The following is a 23,509-nucleotide window of genomic DNA, read 5'->3' as shown; positions in this document are numbered from 1 at the left end:
CACCCTCGTTTTTATAGGAGGAAATATGGAGAAAAAGTGGGTAATTAAAAATAATAAGATTAACATAGAGGAATTATCAAAAAAATCATTTATATCTAAAGTAATAGCAAAGATACTAGTAAATAGAAGTATATCTACAACAGAAGAAATCGAGAAATTTCTAAAGGTTAGTGTAGATGATGCACATGATCCATTTTTAATGGAGGATATGGATAAAGGGACAGAGATTATATCAGAAGATATATCATTAGGAAATAAGATAGCTATATATGGTGATTATGATGTAGATGGGGTCGCTTCTACTACTATCTTATATATTGCATTAAAAAAGATAGGAGCCAATGTGATATATTATATACCAGATAGAGAAAAAGATGGGTATGGATTAAATGAAAAATCTTTGTATTCATTAAAGGAGCAAGGAGTAAAAACTATTTTAACATGTGACAATGGAATTGCTGCTATTAATGAAGTTAAGAAGTGCAAGGAATTTGGAATGAAGATTGTAATAACGGATCATCATGACTTACCATATGAAGATGGAGATAATAGCAAAGTGATTATTCCAGAAGCAGATGCAATTATAAATCCTAAAAGATTAGATTGTAATTATCCATTCAAATTAATTTGTGGCGCTACTGTAGCTTATAAATTTTCGGTAGCTCTATATATAAAAAGGAATATTGATATATCAATGTTAAAGGAATTGATAGTATTTGCAGGAATAGCAACTATATGTGATGTTGTGGATCTTATAGATGAGAATAGAATTATCGCTAAATATGCCATCGATGCACTAAATGGTACTGTAAATAATGTTGGTATGAGAGCTCTTATTGATGCATGTAATTTACATGATAAAGAGATTAATTCATATTCTGTAGGTTTTATATTAGGTCCATGTATAAATGCCTCAGGAAGGTTAGAAACAGCAAAAATGGCTGTTGATTTATTTGTATCTAAAGAATATGAAAAATGCAGTGAAATTGCAAAGAAACTAGTAGAATTAAATAAAATGAGAAAGATGATGACAGAAGAAGCTGTAGAATCTGTAATTGAACAAATAGAGAATAGTGATATTATAAAAGATAAGGTTTTGGTAGTACTAGATAAAGAAATTCATGAATCCTTAGCTGGAATTATCGCTGGAAGAATTAAAGAGAGATATAATAGACCAACAATAATATTGACATTAGGTAGTAATGGCAGCATAAAGGGGTCAGGAAGATCTATAGAAGAATACAATATGTTTGAGGAACTTACAAAAGTAAAAGATAATTTTTCGAAATTTGGAGGACATCCTATGGCAGCGGGAATGTCATTACAAGGTGATAATGTAGATAAACTAAGAAGAGAATTAAATGAAAACTGTCTTCTTGAAGAAAAAGATTTAATTAAAAAATACACAATAGATTGTGTATTTAAGATTGGTAATATTAATAACCAATTGGTATATGATATAGGGATGTTGGAACCTTTTGGAAAAGGGAATAATAGACCAATATTAGGGGATAAAGCTGTAGAAGTAAGTAAAATAATAGCATTTGGTGAAGAAAGTAATGTAATAAAGTTTGAATTTGGAAATAATCCTGATGGAATGATATTTGAAAATGTCGAAAAAGTGAGCGATAATATAAAAGCGTGGTATGGAGAGGAATATGGAGAAATCATAAGCTATGATAGGTATAAGACGATAACAATACCTGAAAATTGTAAAATGGATATACTATATTCTCCAACATTTAATAAATATAATGGAAATATTAATATACAATTAAAAATAGTAGATTATAGAAAAATGAAAGTATAATTGAATGTGTTACATAATTTGCTATATTTCAAGTTTTCATATATAATATAAGTGATTTTATTCTATGAAGGGATATGTTACTTATGGATAAACGTAGCTTATTAAAAAAAGAATTGGAAAATTCACCCTATAATAAGATATATTTAGATAGAAATCTCAAAGTATTATATTTAAATAGTAACGCGAAAAAATATTTCAATAATAAAAAGTATAAAGATTTGTATTCTATATGTGCTGATGTTGAATTAAAAGATTTTGCTGGAGAAGAATATGAAGTAAAGTATGACAAACTTATAGAAACATTTGAAATTAATGAGCCTTTTGCTGTGCATCAATATATTCGTATAAGAGGTAAAATATATGATTTTAATATATATTCCTTACAAGATAGTGGCATTAACATTGCTATAGTTATTAATTTTTTTGATGTTACTAGCAAGGTTGAAAATGATATATTAGGTTCCAATGAATTATTACAAAGTATTATTGCGTTGAAAGCTAGTCTAGATGTATCTAATAAGATTAAAGAAAAATATAGAGTAAATATGAACCAATTTAATAAATTAATGAGTAATGTATCAGTAGGTTATATATTATATGATGAAACATATAATATAATTTTTAGTAGTAATAGGGTATATGAAATTCTAGATTTTAATGGAGATAGTATTTACACTTGGTTTGATTTCAATAATAGAAAGAGTGAAGATTATAGAGTAAATACAATGCTTGCTGATTATATTTCTAAAGGTAAAGAATTAAATGGATATCAATTAGAAGTAAATAAAAATGATATTAAGAAGATTATAGAAATTTATATTTCTTATACTACAGATGAAAGTGGAAAAAGTAATGCAATAATTACATTTAAAGATGTAACAAAGGATACTGAAATAAAAGCGGTAAAAGAGGAGAATAAAAAATATATTAATGATGTTTTGAACAATATAGATATACCTATTCTTGTAATAGATTGCAATGATTCTGACATAATTTTTTCTAATTATAAAATGAAGGAAGAATTTGGTGTGTTTGAAGGTAACCTCAAGAAATATTCAGTTCCAGAGATGATACCATACTACAGTAAGGCATTACAAACAAGAGAAAAATGTTGTTGTGACCAAATTAAATATGAAAATCGATATAAGAAAATATTTTTCTATCCTTGTATAGGAAAAAATGAAGAAGTATCAGTTATGTATGTACATACTATTGATATAACTGATGAAGTAATAAGATTCAATGAGAAAGAAAGATTACAGGACATAAGAAATTCATATTTTTCTATGATATCCCACGAGCTTAGGACTCCTCTTACAGTAATATATTCTTCACTTCAACTTATAGATACATTATATAGTGATAGCATAAATGATAAGTTTGATTCTATACTTAAAACTATAAATAGCAATTCTAGAAGGCTTATGCGATTAGTTAACAATGTATTAGATATGTCTAAAATCGATGCAGGATATTTAGTGATTAATAAAGAAAATATAGAAGTTGTAAGTTTTATTGAAGAATTAGTAGATTCCATTATATCTTTTTCTAAAAGTAAAAATATAAATATTATCTTTGATACTAATATAGAGGAATTATATATTAGTATAGATAGTGAAAAATTAGAGAGAGTAATCCTTAATATTTTATCAAATGCTGTAAAGTTTACTCCTAGTGGAAAGAGTATATTTGTGAATTTATTTATAGACATAAAAATGTCAAAAATATACATATCTATAAAAGACGAAGGAGTAGGGATCGAAGAAGAAAAGCTGCCATTGATTTTTAATCAATATGTAGAAGTAAGTAAAGGGAAAAAAGAAATGGAAGGTACAGGATTAGGCCTTGCTATTGTAAAAAAATTTGTTGAAGCAATGGGAGGTAAAATAGAGGTATCTTCTGTATATGGTAGTGGTACTACTTTTAATATATCATTGGGATTTGAAAAGTGTCCTGAAGATGATGATATGATACAACGAGGAGTATATGATCAAATTTCTAGAAAAGTAAAAGTTGAATTTTCAGTTATTGAGTAGTATATGATTTTTATTGAAAAAAAGTTTGAATTTATATAATATAAATAGGTAAAAATATTTAGGAGATGGTGTTTTGAGTAAATATAAAATATTGATGACAGGTGGGGGAACCGGTGGACATGTTATTCCAAATCTAGCATTGATTCCAAGATTACAACAAGAGGATTTCGATATTTTTTATATAGGATCTATTAACGGCATAGAAAGAAAACTTATAGAAGAGACAGGAATAAAATACCATCCTATATCTTCAGGAAAACTGAGACGATATTTCGATATCAAAAATTTTACAGATCCATTTAAAGTTGTTAAAGGCTTATCTCAAGCATTTTTTATTATAAAAAAGGAAAAGCCAGATGTAGTTTTTTCAAAAGGTGGATTTGTAGCAGTGCCAGTAGTTATAGCAGCTAGTATGTTAAAAATTCCAGTAGTAGCACATGAATCAGATATTACGCCAGGACTTGCAAATAAATTATCACAACCATATGTTAGCAAGCTATGTGTAACATTTCCTGAGTCAATTAAATATGTAAAGGATAATAAAGGGGTAGTTACTGGTACACCTATAAGAGAAGAATTATTTAAAGGAAATGCAGAAAAAGCTTTAAAATTTCTAAATTTTACTGGTAAGAAACCAGTTATTTTAATAATGGGTGGTAGTTTAGGATCTAAAGTTATTAATGAAAGTATAAGGAATAATTTAGATTTATTAACTAGTAGGTATGATATAGTTCATTTATGTGGAAAAGGAAACTTAGATGATTCATTAAATGGAAAACAAGGATATAGGCAGTTTGAATATATAAATGAAGAATTAAAAGATATAATGGCCTTGTCTTCTATGATTATTACTAGAGGTGGATCTAATAGCTTATTTGAAATCTTAGCTTTAAAGAAACCTAATATAATAATTCCTTTATCTAGGGCGGCATCTAGAGGAGATCAAATTTTAAATGCAGCATCTTTTGAAAAGTCAGGTTATTCTATTGTTATTCAAGAGGAAGAATTAAATAGTAATATTTTACTTAATAAGATTAATCTATTAGAGGAAAAGAAAGCTACTTATATTAATAATATGAGAGAATCTAAATTGCAAGGAGCTATAGATAAAATAGTAAATATTATTAAAGAGAGTATTAAAGATAAAAGATAGAATATATACGGAAATGATAAATATATATAAGAACGAGGCAAATTTGTCTCGTTTTTATAGTTGTTATTTAAGTAATAATATAGTATTATTAATTAATAAAGATTATTAATTAAAAACAATGAAGTTTAATATAAAGAGGTGGAATTCATGAGAAATATGAAAACAATGGATGGAAATACTGCTGCAGCATATATAGCGTATGCTTTTACAGAAGTAGCGGCAATTTATCCTATTACACCATCATCACCAATGGCTGAAAGTTTTGATGAATGGATGAGTAAGGAAAAGAAAAATATTTTTGGACAAAAAGTAAAAGTAATGGAAATGCAATCAGAGGCAGGAGCGGCAGGAGCATTACATGGATCTTTACAGTCTGGAGCATTGACTACAACCTTTACTGCTTCACAAGGATTATTGCTTATGATACCTAATATGTATAAGATAGCTGGGGAATTATTACCTTGTGTATTTCATGTAAGTGCTAGAGCTATTGCTACATCAGCATTGAATATTTTTGGAGACCATAGTGATGTTATGGCTACTAGACAAACAGGATTTGCAATGCTTGCGGAATCTTCAGTTCAAGAAGTTATGGATTTATCAGCAGTAGCACATTTAGCATCTATAGAAGGAAGAATACCATTCATTAATTTCTTTGATGGATTTAGAACTTCACATGAAATACAAAAAATAGAAGTTTTAGAGTATGATGAATTGAAAGAAATGATTAATGTTGATGCTGTAAATGATTTTAGAAGAAGAGCATTAAATCCAGATCATCCTGTTACAAGAGGAAGTGCGGAAAATCCAGATATATATTTTCAACAAAGGGAAACTTGTAATGAGTATTACGACAAATTACCAGCAATAGTAGAAAAATACATGGAAAAAATCAATAAGATAACAGGGAAAAGTTATGGATTATTTAATTACTACGGAGCAAAAGATGCAGAAAGAGTAATTATTGCTATGGGATCTATATGCGAATTATGTGAAGAAGTGGTTGATTATCTAAATGAAAATGGTGAAAAAGTAGGTTTAATAAATGTTCATTTATACAGACCATTTTCTAATGAGTACTTATTAAAGATATTACCAAATACTGTTAAGAAAATAGCGGTATTAGATAGAACAAAAGAACCTGGATCTAAAGGTGAACCATTATACTTAGATGTAGTTAATGCTTTCTTTGGTAAGAAAGATTCACCAATAATAGTGGGAGGAAGATATGGTATTGGTTCTAAAGATACAACACCTGCTCACATTATAGGAGTATTTAATAATTTACTTAAAGATGAACCTAAAAATTATTTCACTGTTGGTATAGTAGATGATGTTACTTTCACATCTATAGATAGTGGCGAAGATATAGATACAACACCAGAGGGAACAAAAGCATGTAAATTCTGGGGATTAGGATCAGATGGAACTGTAGGGGCTAATAAAAGTGCTATAAAAATTATAGGTGACCATACAGATATGTATGCTCAAGGTTATTTTGCATATGATTCAAAGAAATCTGGAGGAATAACAATATCACATTTAAGATTTGGAAAAAACAAGATAAAATCTCCATATCTGATTAATAAAGCTGATTTTATAGCATGTCATAATCAATCTTATGTATATAAATATAATATATTGAACGACATAAAAGAAGGTGGAACTTTCTTATTAAATACAGTATGGAATGAAAAAGAATTAGAAAGTAAATTGCCAGCTCATTACAAGAGAGTTTTAGCAAATAAGAAAGTAAAGTTCTATACAATAAATGCGGTTAAAATTGCTCAAGAAATAGGCCTTGGTGGAAGAATTAATATGATAATGCAATCAGCATTCTTCAAATTATCTAATATAATTCCTATAGAAGAAGCAATAAAGTATTTAAAAGAAGCTGTGGTAACTTCTTATGGTAAAAAAGGTCAAAAAGTTATTGATATGAACTTCGAAGCTATTGATAGGGGAGTTCAATCTATAGTAAACATAAGTATACCAGAAGAGTGGAAAGAGGCAAAAGATATAGAAATATCTGAGGCAAAGAAAGTACCTTCATTTATAAAAAATATATTACAGCCTATAAATAAGCAAGAAGGAGACAAAATAACAGTAGGAGATCTTGTTAAAAATGGAATGGTAGATGGTACATTACCAGCTGGAACAGCTGCTTATGAAAAGAGAGGTATAGCTATAAATGTTCCTGAGTGGCAAATAGATAAATGTATTCAATGTAACCAATGTTCATATGTGTGTCCTCATGCTACAATAAGACCTTTTTTAATGGATGAAGAGGAAATTAAGAATGCACCAGAAGGTTTTGAAACTAAAAATGCAGTTGGTGCTAAAGGGTTAAATTATAGAATAGCAGTAGATGTATTAGATTGTACTGGATGCGGAAATTGTGCAGAAGTTTGTCCTGCAAAAGATAAAGCATTAATAATGAAACCAATAGAGACTCAGATGGATAAACAAGAGATATGGGATTATGCAAAAAATGAAGTTAAGGTAAAGAAAAATCCAATGAAAAAAGAAACCGTAAAAGGTTCACAATTTGAAACTCCACTTATAGAGTTCTCAGGTGCTTGTGCAGGATGTGGAGAAACTCCATATGCTAAAATAGTAACACAGTTATTTGGAGATAGGATGATGGTGGCTAATGCTACAGGATGTTCTTCTATATGGGGAGCATCTGTACCGGCAACTCCATATACAGTCAATGACAGGGGACATGGACCAGCATGGGCAAATTCTCTATTTGAAGATAATGCTGAATTTGGTCTAGGAATGTTACTAGGTACAAAACATGTAAGAGATGGATTATGTGAAAAAGTTAAAAGAGCATTAGACCTTGATATATCAGTGGAATTAAAAGATGCAATGGAGGATTGGATAAATAATATTGATAATAGCAATGAAACTAGACTTAGATCTGAAAAGTTAATTTCAATCTTGGAAGTAGAAAAGGATAAGGATCCATTACTAGAGGAAATATATAAGGATAAAGATTTCTTTATAAAAAGATCTCAATGGATTTTCGGCGGCGATGGATGGGCATATGATATAGGTTATGGTGGTCTAGATCATGTTATTGCATCAGGAGAAAATGTAAATATACTAGTATTCGATACAGAGATATATTCAAATACAGGAGGGCAAGCATCAAAGTCATCACCAGCAGCAGCGGTAGCTAAATTTGCGGCATCAGGTAAGAGAACTAAAAAGAAAGATTTAGGAATGATGGCGATGAGTTATGGTTATGTATATGTTGCTCAAATAGCTATGGGTGCTGATAAAAATCAAACACTTAAAGCAATTGCAGAAGCTGAAGCATATGATGGACCATCATTAATAATAGCCTATGCTCCATGTATAAGTCATGGTATTAAAGCTGGTATGGTAAGTTCTCAAGAAGAAACAAGAAGAGCTGTTAATTGTGGATATTGGTCATTATATAGATATAATCCTGAATTAAAAGATACAGAGAAGAATCCATTTATATTAGACTCAAAAGAACCGAAATGGGATGAATTTGAAGATTTCTTGATGGGAGAAGTAAGATTTGCATCATTAAAGAAATCTTTCCCAGATGTTGCAGATGAACTTTTTAAGAAAACTAAAAAGGATGCTATGGATAGATTAGCATCATACAAGAGATTAGCAATGGATTAATATTGTATAATTAAAGGATTTAAGGTTATAATTTTAAATAAGTTTATTTCAAAAGAAAAAAATACTTTCAATTTACTAAAATTGAGGGTAAAATGAAGTGTAGACCTAAAGGAGGTATAAATATATGGATGAAAATAATTTATTAAATAATGGTTGTGGATGTGGAGAACACCATCATCATGAAGAAGAAGGATGTTGTGGTGGAAGCTGTGGCGGACATGAAGAAGAGCATTCATGCGGATGTGGCTGTGGTGGTCATGAAGAAGAAGCCTTATTCCTTCCATTGCAAGATGAAGAAGGAAATGAGATATTATGTGAAATAGTTGAAGGATTTGAATTTGAAGATAAAGAATATGCTTTAGCTCAAAATCCTAACGATGGATCAGTTTACTTATTTAGAATAGTAGAAGATGAAGAAGGGTTAGCTTATGAAGTTCCTGAAGAAAAGGAATTTAATGAAGCTGTAGCTTATTTTGAAAGTTTAAAAGCTAGTGATTTATAATGGATAAAGCCGTAATTTACGGCTTTATTTTCTTTATTATTATAATGGAGGTATATATATGGAGTGTAGCTCTGAATATTTCGTATTAAATAATGAAACAAAGAGTAAAGACAAATTTGATGAAAGATATATTTATCAAGGAAAGTCTGTATATGAAGTTATAAAAGTAAAAAAGGGAATTCCTATGTTTCTAGAGGATCATATGGATAGAGTGTTATTGACGTTAAAATTGAAGAAGTTAGAATTATTTATATCTATTGAAGAAATAATATCAAGAATTATGAAATTGATCGCTATTAATGATATTAAAAATGGAAATATAAAAGTTATACTAAATTATAATAAAGATGATAAAAATTTTATAACTTATTTTATAAGGCATAGTTATCCTACTGAACAGCAATATAGAGAGGGAGTTGAAACTATTTTATATTATGCTGAGAGAAAGGATCCAAATTCAAAGATAATAGATATAGATTTAAGAAAAGCTGTAAATGAAGAAATTAAAAATAATAACGTATATGAAGCTTTATTAGTTAACAAAGAAAATTTCATAACAGAAGGAAGTAGAAGTAATATATTTTTTATTATAGATAATAAAATTATTACGTCGCCTATAGAGAGTGTTCTTCCTGGTATTACAAGAAAATGGATATTTAATATATGTAGAGAATTATCTGTAGATATAATAGAAAGAAAAGTGTCAGTAGAGGAACTTGGGAAATTCCAAGGAGTATTTATGACAGGTACGTCTCCAGATGCTTTACCAATAAGCAAAGTAAATGATATCATTTATAATTCAAGTAATGAAAGACTTATGAAAATAATTATGAAAAAATTTCAAGATGAGACAGAAAAATACATAGAAAAAAGGAGTTGATTTCAACTCCTTTTTAATTATTTGTTTGCATTAAATTCTTTTTCTGCATTTTGTAAAACAGATTTTAATGTCTTAGCAGATGATTGGAATAATTCTAATTCGTCTTTAGCTAATGGAATGTTAAGTACTTGCTTAACTCCAGTAGATCCTACGATACAAGGTACTCCAAGATATATATCTTCAACACCATATTCACCTTCAAGTAAAGCTGAAACAGTTAAAATAGAATTTTCATCTCTTAAGATAGCTTCTACTATTCTCTTAACAGCTACACCTATAGCATAGAAAGTAGCACCCTTTCTATTGATGATTTCGTAAGCTGCTCTTACAACTTTATGATGTATTTCTTCTTTTAATGTGTCTTCACAAGTTTGGCAATGTGAATCGCAGTATTCTTGGATGCTCATACCAGCTATGTTTGTAATACTCCAAGTTGCAACTTCTGAATCACCATGTTCACCCATGATGTAAGTGTGAACGTTTCTAGCATCGATACCAAAATGATCAGCAAGTTCAGTTCTTAATCTAGATGTATCTAAAACAGTACCTGAACCTATAACTCTTTCTTTAGGGAATCCAGAAAGTTTATAAGTGATGTAAGCTAATACATCAGCAGGGTTAGATACAACTAATAAAATTGCATTAGGACTATATTTTGTAACTTGTGGAATAATACTTGAGAATATTCTGTAGTTCTTTCCAACAAGATCTAGTCTAGTTTCACCAGGTTGTTGTGCAGCACCAGCTGTAATAACAACGATGTTTGAGTCTTTAGTGTCTTCATAGTCTCCACTTCTAACTTCAACAGGCTTAACAAAAGCACCACCATCAGCTATATCCATAGCTTCACCTTCAGCTTTATCCTTATTGATGTCAACGATAACTAGTTCAGAAGCTAATCCAGCTAAAGTTAATGCGTATGCAGTAGTTGAACCAACTGCTCCAGCTCCAATGATAGAAATTTTAGTTCTGCTCATAATAATCCTCCATTCAATTCTGCGAATATATAATTAATAGTGTTTCATGTAAACATTATAGCCTACTTACGAAAACTTATCAATTATAAATGAAAATTTTATGTTCATTTATTTATTTTTTATTATACTTAGTATTAGTTTTTTAGAATTAACTTATACCAATTATAAAGAAAAGTAATTAAAAGTCGATAAATATAATACCACTGGTATAGTTAGGATGTGATAAAGTGAGAAAGGAAGCAAAATTTATAGGAAAAACATTGGATGAAGCAATAGAAAAAGCAAACAATTTCTACAATGGTAAAGAATTTGAATATTCTATAGTAAGCAGTATAGATACGATTTTTAACAACAAGATAAAAATAAGTACAAAACTAATGAATAATGAAGATAAAAAGAGTATTAGTAGTATTGAAAGAAAAGATGTTACTTATGGATATGCGTATATAAAATCAGGAAAGCTTATTGTTGTAGATCCCAAAGTAGGAACTGAATATGCCAGAATAAAATTTAATAGTAATATAAAAATAAAAGTAAATGGAGAAGAATCATATGATTCAGTTATGGTGCAGTCTAGTGATGATATTGATATTAAAATACCTAATTTAATGGGAGAAAGGAAGATTAATATCAACATATCTAAAGATAAATTAGAGGCATATTTAAATGTTGAATATAATGATGGAATACGATATAAATTAAAAGATTGTAATGAAAAGGAAAAGAATAATATATTAAATTTAGATATAGAGGAAGATGTTGTTTTACCAACAAAAAGGTACAATAAAGACGAAGTGATAAAACAAATAAAAGAGATGGGAATATATACAGAAATATTCGAAGAGAGCATTGAAAATGTAATAGAAGATAATATAGAAAACCTTCTTATATCTAGGGGAAAAGATAAAATAGATGATGAAGAAGATAAAATAGTAGAACACTATAAGAATAAAAAGGATAAAGATAAGTATAGTGATAGAATAGATTATAAAAATATTGGATATGTTGAACCAGTATTAAAAAATCAATTAGTTTGGGAAATTATTAGAGGAAATAAAGGGAAAGATGGCTTAGATGTTTTTGGTAATGTTATAAAGCATAAAATAAAGCAGGATAAGAAATTAGAGATATATGAAAATGTATATTCTATAGGAGATAAATATTTTGCCTCAATAGATGGAAAGCCATACATCCAAGGTAAGTTAGTAAGTATTAGGAATTTGCATCAAATAGAAGGTGATGTAGATATGAAAACTGGAAACATAACTTTTGTAGGTGATGTAGAAATATTAGGTGACATAAAAGATGGTATGAAGGTTACTTCACAGAATGATATAAATGTATACAAGAATCTTTTAAGCGGAGAGGTAAGTGCAGGAGGAAGCGTACATATTGGAGAAAATGTAATAGATTCAAAGGTAGTTGCAGGTGGGGGAGATATAGATAAGATTAAAGCATTAAAATTACTAGAGCAGTTGCAGTTGAGTTTAAAAGAATTATATTCCGCTGTGGAGCAAATTAAAAAGAATACAAATAAGTATAAAGATGGAGAATTGATCAAAATATTAATAGAAAATAAATTTAAAGGAATAACTTCAATTATATTGAAGCTAATGAATGCGTATTCTCCTGTAAATAGTAAAATATATATTCTTTTTAGAGAAAAATTAATAGGAATTGCTTCAGTTAATATAAAGAACTATGTAGAATTGAACGATATTTTAAATGAAGTGAATAAAGAAGTTACTATACTAAAGGAGTCAATAAAATCAATAAAAACAGTGGATATAGGTTATTGTCAAAAGTCAGAGATACAAAGCACAGGAGATATACATATACATGGAAAAGGTGAATATATATCACATGTGTTTGCTAAAGATAAAGTTATATTCACTGACGATAGTAGTATTGCTAGAGGGGGAATAATTAAGGCAGATTCTGAAGTTAGATGTGGAATAGTTGGTAATGAATCAGGAGTTCCTACTAAAATTGTTGTTGGAAAGCAGGGACATATATATGCAAAGTTAGCTTATATAAATACTTGTTTTGTAGTAGGAACTAGGGAATATCTAATTTATGAGAATTGCAAGGATGTTCATTGTTTTTTAGATAAAGATGGAGATATAGTAGTGGAACGATTAGTTATGTAGAGGGGGGTATATGATGAGTAATAAAGAAATGAAAATATTGATTTTTTTAATAAATGATGAGTATTTTGGAATAGACATAATGGAAGTTGAAAGAATACTATCATTTAGTCCTTTGACAGAAATTCCAGATAGTCCCAACTTTATTGAAGGAGTTATTAATTATGAAGGAAATATTCTTCCGATAATAAATCTTAAAAAGAAGTTTTCTATGAACAATATAGTTGGAAGTAATGAAGATGAGACAAAGATAATAGTATCAAAACAAGATCAATGTAAATATGGTGTTATGGTAGATTTAGTTTCAGAAGTTAAAGATATATCTATGGATATCGTAGAAGAGACACCAGAAATAGTTAAGGGTATATCTGAAAGATATATAAAAGGCTTAATAAAATTAGAGGATAAAATAGTAATTCTTCTTAATTTGTATACAATTTTAACAGATGATGAAAAGAAACTTTTATAAAAGAGGTGATATATGGATGCTTTAAAACTAAAAGAAAAAAAAGTTGGGATAGCGGATGCTGCAATATCAATAAGTCCTAATAGATTAATTACAATAGGATTAGGATCTTGTATCGGAGTAGCTTTTTATGATAAGAAGACTAAGATAGGTGGATTATTACATATAATGCTTCCTGATAGCAGTAAGTTTAACAATGTAGAGAATTTATATAAATATGCTGATACAGGAATTCCTTTAGTTATAAAGGAGATGGAAAAAATGGGAGCTAACATCTCGCGAATTACAGCAAAAATAGCTGGTGGAGCATCTATGTTTAATTTTAGTGATAAAAAAATAAAAATGGATATTGGAAAAAGAAATAGTGATGCAGTTAAAAAAATATTGTCTTATTATAAAATTCCTATTTTAGCTGAAGAAATTGGTGGGACAAAAGGGAGAACTATGATTTTTAAGTTAGAAAGTGGCTTAGTTGAAATTAAAACATTAGGAGTTTTAAGTAAGGAGATATAAAAGTGAAAAGAATATCAGCAATAGTTATTGGAGCATCGACAGGAGGCCCAAAGGCAATTGAAAAAATTCTAATGAGCCTTCCCAATAATTTAGATGTGCCAATTTTTATAGTTCAGCATATGCCCAAAGGAATAACAAAAGGTTTTGCTAATAGATTAAATGATAAGTGTAAATTGAATGTAGTTGAAGCTGAAGATGGGATGAAGATACAAAACAATTATGTTTATGTAGCGCCAGGTGGACAACATATGGAGATAATTTCAAAAGAAAGAATTAGTTTAAATATGAAACCGCATGTACGTGGGGTTAGACCATCAGTGGATAATTTATTTATATCAGCATCAAAAACCTATAAAAATGAACTGCTAGGAATAGTGCTAACAGGCATGGGCAAAGATGGAACTAATGGAGTGTTAGATATTAAGTCAAGAGGTGGTACTGTATTAGTAGAATCTGAAGAAACAAGTATAATTTATGGTATGCCTAAATCTGCATATGAAATTGGAAAAATTGATGAAGTAATACCCTTACAAGATATAGCTAAGGGGATTGTATCATATGTTAAGGGGGAGCATTAATTTGAACATAAATGAGTTTAAGAACTGGGTTTTTAAGGAATTTAATATTAATTTAATTGCATATAAAGAAGTTCAATTGGATAGAAGGATACTTTCTTTAATGAATAAATGCAATATAAAAGATTTAGGAGAGTATTCGAGAGTATTAAAGACTGATAAAAAACAAAGACAAATTTTCTTAGATTTTATAACAATAAATGTAACAGAATTTTTTAGAAATCCTGAATTGTTCGATGAACTAAAAAATGAGATAAGAAAAGGCGTAAATAATTCTAATGGAACCTACAAGATATGGAGTGCAGCTTGCTCTATAGGATGCGAACCATATTCATTAGCAATGATTATAAAAGAATTTAACGCAAGAAAAAAAGTAAGTATTTTAGCTACAGATTTAGATACCACAATTTTAAATAAGGCTAAGATTGGAGAATATTCAAACATTGAAATGAAAAATATGGATTCTACTATGATAAATAAATATTTTAAAGTAGATAATGGAAAGTACTACATAAATGACGATATAAAAGAAATGGTAAGTTTTAAAAAGCATGATCTGATTTTAGATGATTATGAAAAGGGATTTGACTGCATCTTATGTAGAAATGTAGTTATATATTTTAAGCAAGAAGTAAAAGAGGAAATATACAATAAGTTCGCTAAATCATTAAAGCAAGGCGGCATATTTTTTGTAGGCGCCACAGAGAGTATATATAATTACAAAAATTATGGATTTGAAAAAGTGTCTACATTTATTTATAGAAAAATATAGGAGGGGATACCATGGATACATCACAATATTTATCAATGTTTTTAGAAGAATCTATGGACAATCTTCAAGCATTAAATGAGTCATTACTGCAATTAGAGCAAGAGCCAGAAAATATAGATAAAGTAAATGAAATATTTAGAGTTGCACATACATTAAAAGGTATGGCAGCGACAATGGGCTATAGTAAAATGGCAGAATTGACTCATAAGATGGAAGATGTTTTATCAAGATTTAGAGATGGAGATTTAAATGTAACTCAAGAAGTTGTAACAGTGCTTTTCACATGTTTAGACAAATTAGAACAAATGGTGGATGCTATATCAGAAGGTAATGAAGAAGGAGAAATAGAAGGAATAATTAAGGAATTAGAATCTTTACATTCTCAAAGTATGGAAGTGCCATTATCATCAGAACAAGAAAAACAAGGTGAAAGTGATAAAGTAAGTTCTATTGTATTAAATGAATATGATATAAGTGTTATTAAACAAGTTATCGAAAAAGACTACAATGTTTATGAAATAAATATAACTTTAGATGAAAAAACGTTATTGAAATCTGCAAGAGCATTTCTTATAGTTAAGGCTCTTGAAGATAGTGGTGACATAATTAAGATACATCCTTCAACAGAAGATATAGAAAATGAAAATTTTGATTTGGATTTTACAGCAATATATGTTAGCAAAAAAACAGATACTGAGGTATATGAATCAATAATAGGAATTTCAGAAGTGGCATCAGTACAAGTGAAATTTTTAAATGATAGTTTTAAAGAGAAATTAGAAATAAAACCTACAGTACAAGTAAACCCAAAACCAGTAGTTGAAAAAAGTAAACAAGCTGCGACAAATAAGGTTACAAAGAAAGAAGAAAAGAAGTCTAATCAGCATAAAAAAGTTCACCAATCAGTAAGAGTAGATCTTGAAAGATTAGATAATTTTATGAATATGGTTTCAGAATTAGTTATTCATAGAACAAGGTTAGAACAAATAGCAAGTGGATATAGAATTTTAGATTTAAGTGAAACATTAGAGCAAGTTGCAAGAACAACATCAGATTTGCAAGACTTAGTTATGAAGATCAGAATGCTGCCTTTAGATACTGTGTTCAATAGATTTCCAAGGATGGTTCGTGATTTAAGTGTAGAATTAGATAAGGAAATGGAACTTATTATAGAAGGACAGGAAACAGAGCTAGACAGAACTGTAATAGATGAAATAGGTGAACCTTTAATTCATTTAATTAGAAATGCGGCAGATCATGGAATCGAAAGCAAAGAAGAAAGAGAAGCAGCTGGAAAAGATCCTGTAGGAAAGATAAAACTTATTGCGTATCAAGAAGGAACTAAGGCCGTAATTAAGGTACAAGATGATGGTGCAGGAATTAATGTAGACAAAATAAAAGCTAAGGCAGAGAGATTAGGCATATCTACAGAAGGAATGAATGATACTGACATTAGAAACCTTATATTTAATCAAGGGTTCTCTACGAATGAAGAAGTAACAGATATATCCGGAAGAGGAGTAGGAATGGATGTCGTTAAGACAAAAATAGCTGCTCTTGGTGGAACTGTAGATTTGATATCAGAATTAGGAGAAGGTTCTTCTTTCATAATAAAGCTTCCATTAACATTACAAATTATACAAGCTTTATTAGTAAAAGTAGGATCAGAAACTATGGCAATATCATTAGGTTATGTTAATGAAATAGTTGAGTTTAAGGAAGAAGATATCAAAAAGACTAATAATCAAGAAGTAATAATTTATAGAGGAGCAATTATTCCTTTAATAAGAATAAATGAAAAGTTAGATATTGAAGCTAAAAATGAATCCAAAGGATTTGTTGTTATAGTTAAGGTAGGCGAAAAAACTGCTGGAATACTAGTAGATTCACTTATGGGACAACAAGAAATTGTTATTAAACCATTAGGTAAGATATTAAAGAATCTAAAACAATATATAGGTGCTACAATTTTAGGAGATGGTCTAGTAACTTTAATCTTAGATATAGCTGCATTGATTTAGGAGGAGATTATGAATATAGGACTAACAAACCTACAATTGGATGTATTAAAAGAAATTTGTAATATTGGGGCTGGTAATGCAGCTACTTCGCTATCAAAGTTTATTAATAAAAAAGTAGATATGAGTGTACCATGTGCAAGGATTATATCTTATGATAGCATATATGATAAGTTGGAAGATAGAGCTGTTATTGCAGTTGTAGTAAGAGTATTAGAAGGTATAGAAGGTAATATTTTAGTTATTTTTAATGAAGAAATAGCTAAAAATCTTATTGAAAGTTTAACTGGAAGTAAGGAAAATATATTTGATGAAATGGGAACTTCACTTATGTGTGAAATTGGTAATATTATGTCTGGAACATTTTTAGAAACAATAGCTAAATTTGCCAATTTTACAGAGGAAAGTTTAACCTTGTCTGTTCCAGCTTTATGTTATGATATGCTAACAGCAATTTTATCCACAATATTTATAGAATCAGGACAACATGAGGATTTTGTGTTAGAATTAGATACAGAATTTACAATAGAGGATGATAAGAAAGATTGTTTATTTTATTTTATTCCAGTTCCAGGTTCATTAGATAATATATTAGAAAAATTAAAAATTAATTAAATTTAGGAGGTAACAAAAATGGCTAGAGTGTTAATAGTAGATGATGCTGCATTTATGAGAATGATGATTAAGGATATTTTAGGGAAGAATGGTTTTGAAATAGTTGGTGAAGCACCAAATGGGTTAAAAGCGGTAGAACTTTATAAGAAGGAAAGACCAGATGTTGTTACTATGGATATAACAATGCCTGAAATGGATGGAATCGAGGCTGTTAAAGAAATAAAAGCTTTTGATCCAAATGCAAAAATAGTTATGTGTTCTGCAATGGGACAACAAACTATGGTAATGGATGCAATTCGTGCAGGAGCAAAAGATTTTATAGTTAAGCCATTCCAAGCGGATAGAGTTTTAGAAGCACTTAATAAAGCTATAGGATAGGTGATAATATGCAAGTTGTTGTATTTAAACTAAAGGATGAAGAATTTGGAGTAGAAACTTCAAAGGTCCAAAATATAGGGGATAATATGAGCATAACAAGGGTTCCTAAATCTCCAGCATTCATTAAAGGATTAGTTAACCTAAGAGGAAATGTAATAACTCTATTAGATATTAATCTGTTACTTGGAATAGATAACGATAATGAATCAACGAACACAATAATATTAAAATTAGAAGAAGAAGAAATTGGAATTACTGTTGATGAAGTAAAAGAAGTTTTAGAAGTAGATGAAAATGTAATTGAAAGAAATTCAGTAGAAGATGAAAATTCATATATTAAAGGGATATTGAATTTTAAGGATAGAATTGTTACACTAATTGATGTAGCGGAATTATTATAAGTAATAGAAATGAGGGAATGATATGGCAGATGTATTGTCACAAAGTGAGATAGACGCCTTATTATTAGCCTTAGACTCTGGAGAATTAAAGCCGGAAGAAATTACAAATGAAGAAGAAAAGCAGAAAGTAAAATTATATGATTTTAGAAGTCCACAGAAGTTTTCAAAAGATCATATAAGAACACTGGAGCTTATATATGATAATTATTCTAGGATAATTGCTAATTATCTTGCGGCACAAGTTAGAACTACTGTTAAAGTAAATTTGGAGTATATAGAACAGACTACATATGAAGAATTTATGCATTCTATATCTAATCCTACAATATTAAATTTATTTAAATTGCAACCGCTTAGTGGAACATTATTGTTTGAAACTAATCAACAATTTACATATCAAATAATAGATATTTTATTGGGTGGAAAAGGAGAAGGTGTATATAAGACTAGGAGTATTTCTGATATTGATAGAAATATAATTATGAAAATAAATCAAGCTTTAGTTGCACATCTAAAGCTTGCTTGGTCTGATGTATTATCAGTAGAGCCAGAGTTTGAAGGAATAGAAACTAATCCAGCACTGAATCAAACATTAGCACCACATGAACCAGTGGTACTTATTACCTTATCTGTAGAGATAGGAAAAAATAGTACATTTTTAAATATGTGTATACCGTATTTAAGTGTAGAGAAGATACTCGATAAGCTAGTTTTTAGTTATTGGTATCAAGAAAGTGATGAAAATGACAAGGCTGAAACACAGGAAAAGATAGTAGAAAACTTAAATAAGGTTGAAGTACCTATAAACGTTCTGTTAGGTAAGAGTCAAATTTCCGTCCATGACTTTTTAAGTGTAATGACCGGGGATGTAATCACTTTAGATACTAAGTGTGATGATCCTTTAAAAGTTTTAGTAGATAATAAGGTTCATTATATTGCTAAACCGGGAGTTGTAGGTAAAAAATTAGGAGTTCAAGTTATAAGCGTAAATAATGAGGAGGTGGATGGTGATGACTGAAGGATTCCTTTCACAAGATGAAATAAATGCTCTATTAAATGGAGAAATAGAAAATGAAGAAAAAAAAGAAAATACCACTTTAACAGATATAGAAAAAGATCTTTTAGGTGAAATTGGAAATATTTCCATGGGAACGGCATCAACAGCATTATCTCAAATCATAAATTGTAAAGTTAATATAACTACACCAGTAGTTACATCTACGACATTTGAGGATTTAAGAGAAGAGTTTGATATACCTAATCTTGCATTAAATATAAAATATATATCTGGAATAGTTGGGCAAAATCTTTTAGTTATGAAGATTAAGGATTCAGGTGTTATTGCTAACTTAATGATGGGTGGAGATGGAAGGGTTGAGGTTTCTGAACTTACAGAGATAGAAATATCTGCAGTTCAAGAAGCAATGAACCAAATGATAGGGTCTGCAGCTACATCTATGGCTACAATGCTTGGAAGAGAAGTAAATATATCACCACCAGTATCAGAAGTGTGGAATAATACGGAAGAAGCTGTAAAATCAGGTATTGAATTAGAAAAAGAAATTGTAAAGGTATCTTTTAGAATTACAATAGGAGATTTAGTTGATTCTAACATAATGCAAATTTATCCTGTAGAAACTGCAAAATACATATGCTCAATTATGATGGGTGAAGAAGAAAAATCACAAAATAATGATATTAAGGCTACGCCAGAGTATCTTGAGGAAAAAGTTGAATTTAAATCACCAGTTCATGAGGAGTTTATAGAAAATCCAACACCTGTTTCAGTACAAAAAGCTAGTTTTCAACCTTTAAGAGAGATTCCAAGAGAAAACTTACCAAATAATATAGATTTAATAATGGATGTTAACTTAGATATATCTGTTGTACTAGGAAGAACTAAAAAAACTATTAAAGATATTTTGGCACTTGGAAATGGTTCACTAATTGAATTAGATAGACTTGCTGAGGAACCAGTAGAAATCTTAGTAAATGGTAAAAGAATTGCTTATGGTGAAGTTGTTGTCGTTGATGAAAACTTTGGAGTTAGAATTACGTCAATAGTAAGTGGAGAAGATAGAATTAAATCATTATCAAAATAAATATTTATAAATGGAGGCTATCGCAATAACAAATGAAAGTTTGTAGGCGAGAGCCTCTTTTCAGTTCACAGTTTTCAGTGCACAGTGCACAGTGATGGTTGAAATTCTTGCAGAATTTCTGAGAATATAAATGCGGAGACACAATTCATAATTTGTTCTAAGTTTCTTAATAAGTTTAAGTTTTTTAATAGGTTGTTATAGAAGGCTTATGACAGGTGCACTCGCATGTCGCTTGAGTTGTAGGTTCTTAAAATAATCATGTAAGTTAGAACTTGGAACTATAACATGATTTTCAATATAGAATAAAAATGGAAACATTCTGCCGTCCGCAGGACTACAATATTTTCCCTGCAGGGGAAAATAAACCTTTACTGTGAACTGATAATTGTGCACTGTGCACTGAAGAATAATTGGTTAATTATAACTAAGTTAACAATGAAAAATTAATAAGCTCTGTGATAATTTCTATATTAAAGGAAAAAATAAGGTTATAGAAATTATATAGGAGGTAAAACAAATGAAAAAATTAAGATTTATATCATTTGTATTGATATTTGTCATATTATTTCCATTTGGATCTGTTGCATTAGCAGAGGGTGGAAAAAATGAAGAAAATCATAATCCTTTAGAACCAGAATGTAGAAGTGCAATTTTAATAGAACCTGTAACTGGAAAAGTAATCTTTGAAAAAAATTCTAATGAGAAGTATCCACCAGCATCTGTAACAAAGATAATGACTATGTTATTAGCTATGGAAGCAGTAGATAGTGGTAGAATCAAATTAGATGATAAAATAACATGTTCTGAAAAAGTTAAAAGCATGGGGGGATCTTCAATGCTTTTAGATAATAACGAGGTTAGAACAGTAGAAGAAATAATAAAAGGAATAGGAATAGCATCAGGAAATGATGCTGCAGTTGCTATGGCAGAATATCTAGCTGGTTCAGAAGAGGCATTTGTTGTTATGATGAATAAGAGGGCACAAGAACTTGGAATGAATAATACTTCTTTTAAGAATTGTACTGGTCTTTCTGCACCAGATCATTATACAACAGCAAGTGACATAGCAAAAATGTCAATGGAACTATTAAAACATCCTCAAATATTAAAATATACAGGTACATATATGGAGACAATAAGTGAAGGTAGAAAGACTCCTATAGAGCTAGTTAATCACAATAAATTAGTGAGATTTTTTAAAGGTTGTGATGGTTTAAAAACAGGGTTTACTTCAGAAGCAATGTATTGTATATCAGCTACAGCTGTGAGAGATGACGTAAGAATGTTAACAGTTATTATGGGAGCACCATCTTTCAAAGTTAGAAATAGAGATGCATCAAATTTAATGAACTATGGATTTTCTAAATTTGAATGTAAGACGCTTGTTGAAAAAGATGCAGAAGTACAAAGAATAGATTTGGATAAAAATGGAGAAAAGTTTTATCTGTTAAAAAGTGCTGATGATGTTAAAACAATTGTAGAAAGAGGAGAAGATTTTAAGTTAGAACAAAAAATTATTTTAGATGAAAAGAAAAAGTATGCAAAAGCTGGAGAGATTATTGGATCATGTGAATTTTATAATGGTTCTAATCTAATTGGAAAAGTAGATTTATATTGTGATAGAGATATATCTAAAGGTTCTATATTTGAAAACTTTAAGGATTATATAAAAAATTTATTTAATTGTGCTGTTTAGAAGAAAAAAACACTCTATATATGTTAAAATATATAGAGTGTTTTATTAGTTAAAGGAGAAAGAATAATGTCACTTAAGGTAAAGATAAAGGATTTTGAAGGACCATTTGATGTTCTTTTGCATTTAATAAGAAAAAATAAGATGGATATATATAATATAAAGTTATATGAAATAACGACTCAATATTTAGAATATATTAAAACATTAGAAGAGATGGACTTAGAAGTAACTTCTGAATTTATAATAACGGCAGCAACAATGATCGAAATAAAATCTAGGGCATTATTACCAAAGGAAAAAAATGATGACGACAATGCTGATGATATAGACCCTTCAAAGGAACTTATAAATAAATTAATTCAATATAATAAATTTAAAGGTGCTGCATTGTATTTAAAAGAAAAAGAAAAAAGTTCGGAAATTGTTTATAGTAAAAAAGGTGAGATAATAGAAGATACTCATGAAGTATCTACGGAGGAATTATTAAAAGGTGTGACTATGTTAAAGCTATTTAAGATATATGAGGAAGTCTTAAATAGTTATTATAATAAGCAAAACATAACTGTAATTGAAAGAGAAATACCTATAGATAGTTTTAAAATAGAAGATAAAATAGATAAGATAAGAAAAATAATTACTGATAAGAAGATGGTAGTTTTCAGTGAGATTGTTTTTGAGTCTGTATGTAAGATGGAAGTAGTAGTTACCTTTTTAGCTTTATTAGAGTTAGCTAAATTGAGAGAGGTTCAATTGTTACAATCAGAAAATTTTCAAGATATTATAGTTGAAAGGATAAATTGAA

At 29.2% G+C, this 23,509-nt stretch carries 20 protein-coding genes; 19 read left to right on the top strand and 1 reads right to left on the bottom strand.

Translation table 11 applies throughout. The features are described 5' to 3' along the window. Positions 1–25 precede the first annotated feature (25 nt). From recJ to CM240_RS07680, 6 genes are all read left to right on the top strand, one after another. The gene (recJ, locus tag CM240_RS07705) at positions 26–1,810 is read left to right on the top strand and encodes a single-stranded-DNA-specific exonuclease RecJ (RefSeq protein ID WP_044038013.1); all 1,785 of its coding nucleotides are present in this window, start codon (positions 26–28) and stop codon (positions 1,808–1,810) included. 83 nt (positions 1,811–1,893) lie between these two features. Beyond that, a complete protein-coding gene (locus CM240_RS07700; RefSeq protein ID WP_044038011.1) occupies positions 1,894–3,846 on the top strand; it encodes a sensor histidine kinase in 1,953 nt (650 codons plus the stop codon). Positions 3,847–3,919: 73 nt separating this feature from the next. Next, positions 3,920–4,999: an undecaprenyldiphospho-muramoylpentapeptide beta-N-acetylglucosaminyltransferase gene (locus tag CM240_RS07695; RefSeq protein WP_044038009.1), complete on the top strand. Its 1,080-nt coding sequence runs from the start codon at positions 3,920–3,922 to the stop codon at positions 4,997–4,999. A 147-nt stretch (positions 5,000–5,146) separates the two neighbouring features. Further along, positions 5,147–8,665 carry a pyruvate:ferredoxin (flavodoxin) oxidoreductase gene (nifJ, locus tag CM240_RS07690; protein WP_044038007.1) on the top strand — a complete coding sequence of 1,173 codons (3,519 nt, stop codon included), beginning with the start codon at positions 5,147–5,149 and terminating at the stop codon, positions 8,663–8,665. A gap of 124 nt (positions 8,666–8,789) precedes the next feature. Then, positions 8,790–9,167 carry a DUF1292 domain-containing protein gene (locus tag CM240_RS07685; protein ID WP_044038005.1) on the top strand — a complete coding sequence of 126 codons (378 nt, stop codon included), beginning with the start codon at positions 8,790–8,792 and terminating at the stop codon, positions 9,165–9,167. Positions 9,168–9,225: 58 nt separating this feature from the next. Further along, positions 9,226–10,047: an aminotransferase class IV gene (locus CM240_RS07680; RefSeq protein ID WP_044038003.1), complete on the top strand. Its 822-nt coding sequence runs from the start codon at positions 9,226–9,228 to the stop codon at positions 10,045–10,047. A 17-nt stretch (positions 10,048–10,064) separates the two neighbouring features. On the opposite strand, the gene CM240_RS07675 is transcribed toward CM240_RS07680, so the two are convergent. Beyond that, positions 10,065–11,024 (bottom strand): L-lactate dehydrogenase, encoded by a 960-nt coding sequence (locus tag CM240_RS07675; RefSeq protein WP_044038000.1) that lies wholly within the window; start codon positions 11,022–11,024, stop codon positions 10,065–10,067. A gap of 227 nt (positions 11,025–11,251) precedes the next feature. Here CM240_RS07675 and CM240_RS07670 point away from each other — a divergent pair, with 227 nt between their 5' ends. From CM240_RS07670 to CM240_RS07610, 13 genes are all read left to right on the top strand, one after another. After that, positions 11,252–13,174 (top strand): flagellar assembly protein A, encoded by a 1,923-nt coding sequence (locus CM240_RS07670; RefSeq protein WP_044037997.1) that lies wholly within the window; start codon positions 11,252–11,254, stop codon positions 13,172–13,174. 13 nt (positions 13,175–13,187) lie between these two features. Next, positions 13,188–13,640, top strand: a complete 453-nt coding sequence (locus CM240_RS07665; protein WP_044037996.1) for a chemotaxis protein CheW — start codon at positions 13,188–13,190, stop codon at positions 13,638–13,640. 12 nt (positions 13,641–13,652) lie between these two features. Further along, positions 13,653–14,150, top strand: a complete 498-nt coding sequence (locus CM240_RS07660; RefSeq protein ID WP_044037994.1) for a chemotaxis protein CheD — start codon at positions 13,653–13,655, stop codon at positions 14,148–14,150. Positions 14,151–14,152: 2 nt separating this feature from the next. Further along, on the top strand, positions 14,153–14,728 hold the full coding sequence (locus CM240_RS07655) for a CheB methylesterase domain-containing protein (protein ID WP_242838470.1): 576 nt from the start codon (positions 14,153–14,155) through the stop codon (positions 14,726–14,728). Position 14,729: 1 nt separating this feature from the next. Then, positions 14,730–15,497 (top strand): CheR family methyltransferase, encoded by a 768-nt coding sequence (locus tag CM240_RS07650; protein ID WP_044037990.1) that lies wholly within the window; start codon positions 14,730–14,732, stop codon positions 15,495–15,497. 11 nt (positions 15,498–15,508) lie between these two features. Then, positions 15,509–17,518, top strand: a complete 2,010-nt coding sequence (locus tag CM240_RS07645) for a chemotaxis protein CheA (protein WP_044037987.1) — start codon at positions 15,509–15,511, stop codon at positions 17,516–17,518. A gap of 9 nt (positions 17,519–17,527) precedes the next feature. Continuing rightward, on the top strand, positions 17,528–18,130 hold the full coding sequence (locus tag CM240_RS07640; RefSeq protein WP_044037984.1) for a chemotaxis protein CheC: 603 nt from the start codon (positions 17,528–17,530) through the stop codon (positions 18,128–18,130). A gap of 18 nt (positions 18,131–18,148) precedes the next feature. Beyond that, a complete protein-coding gene (locus tag CM240_RS07635) occupies positions 18,149–18,508 on the top strand; it encodes a response regulator (RefSeq protein WP_044037981.1) in 360 nt (119 codons plus the stop codon). Positions 18,509–18,516: 8 nt separating this feature from the next. Beyond that, positions 18,517–18,909 (top strand): chemotaxis protein CheW, encoded by a 393-nt coding sequence (locus tag CM240_RS07630; protein ID WP_044037979.1) that lies wholly within the window; start codon positions 18,517–18,519, stop codon positions 18,907–18,909. A 22-nt stretch (positions 18,910–18,931) separates the two neighbouring features. Beyond that, positions 18,932–19,927 (top strand): flagellar motor switch protein FliM, encoded by a 996-nt coding sequence (gene fliM / locus CM240_RS07625; RefSeq protein WP_044037977.1) that lies wholly within the window; start codon positions 18,932–18,934, stop codon positions 19,925–19,927. Beyond that, a complete protein-coding gene (fliY, locus tag CM240_RS07620) occupies positions 19,920–21,011 on the top strand; it encodes a flagellar motor switch phosphatase FliY (RefSeq protein WP_044037975.1) in 1,092 nt (363 codons plus the stop codon). The genes fliM and fliY overlap by 8 nt, the downstream gene beginning before the upstream one ends. 517 nt (positions 21,012–21,528) lie before the next feature. Beyond that, a complete protein-coding gene (locus CM240_RS07615) occupies positions 21,529–22,707 on the top strand; it encodes a D-alanyl-D-alanine carboxypeptidase family protein (protein ID WP_044037972.1) in 1,179 nt (392 codons plus the stop codon). A 66-nt stretch (positions 22,708–22,773) separates the two neighbouring features. Continuing rightward, on the top strand, positions 22,774–23,508 hold the full coding sequence (locus CM240_RS07610) for a segregation/condensation protein A (RefSeq protein WP_044037970.1): 735 nt from the start codon (positions 22,774–22,776) through the stop codon (positions 23,506–23,508). Position 23,509: the final 1 nt, after the last annotated feature.

The sequence above is a fragment of the Clostridium bornimense genome (assembly GCF_000577895.1).
In the GTDB taxonomy this organism is placed as follows: domain Bacteria; phylum Bacillota; class Clostridia; order Clostridiales; family Clostridiaceae; genus Clostridium_AN; species Clostridium_AN bornimense.
The sequence above is the reverse complement of the archived record's forward strand: the minus strand, read 5'-3'. Positions and strand labels throughout refer to the sequence as shown.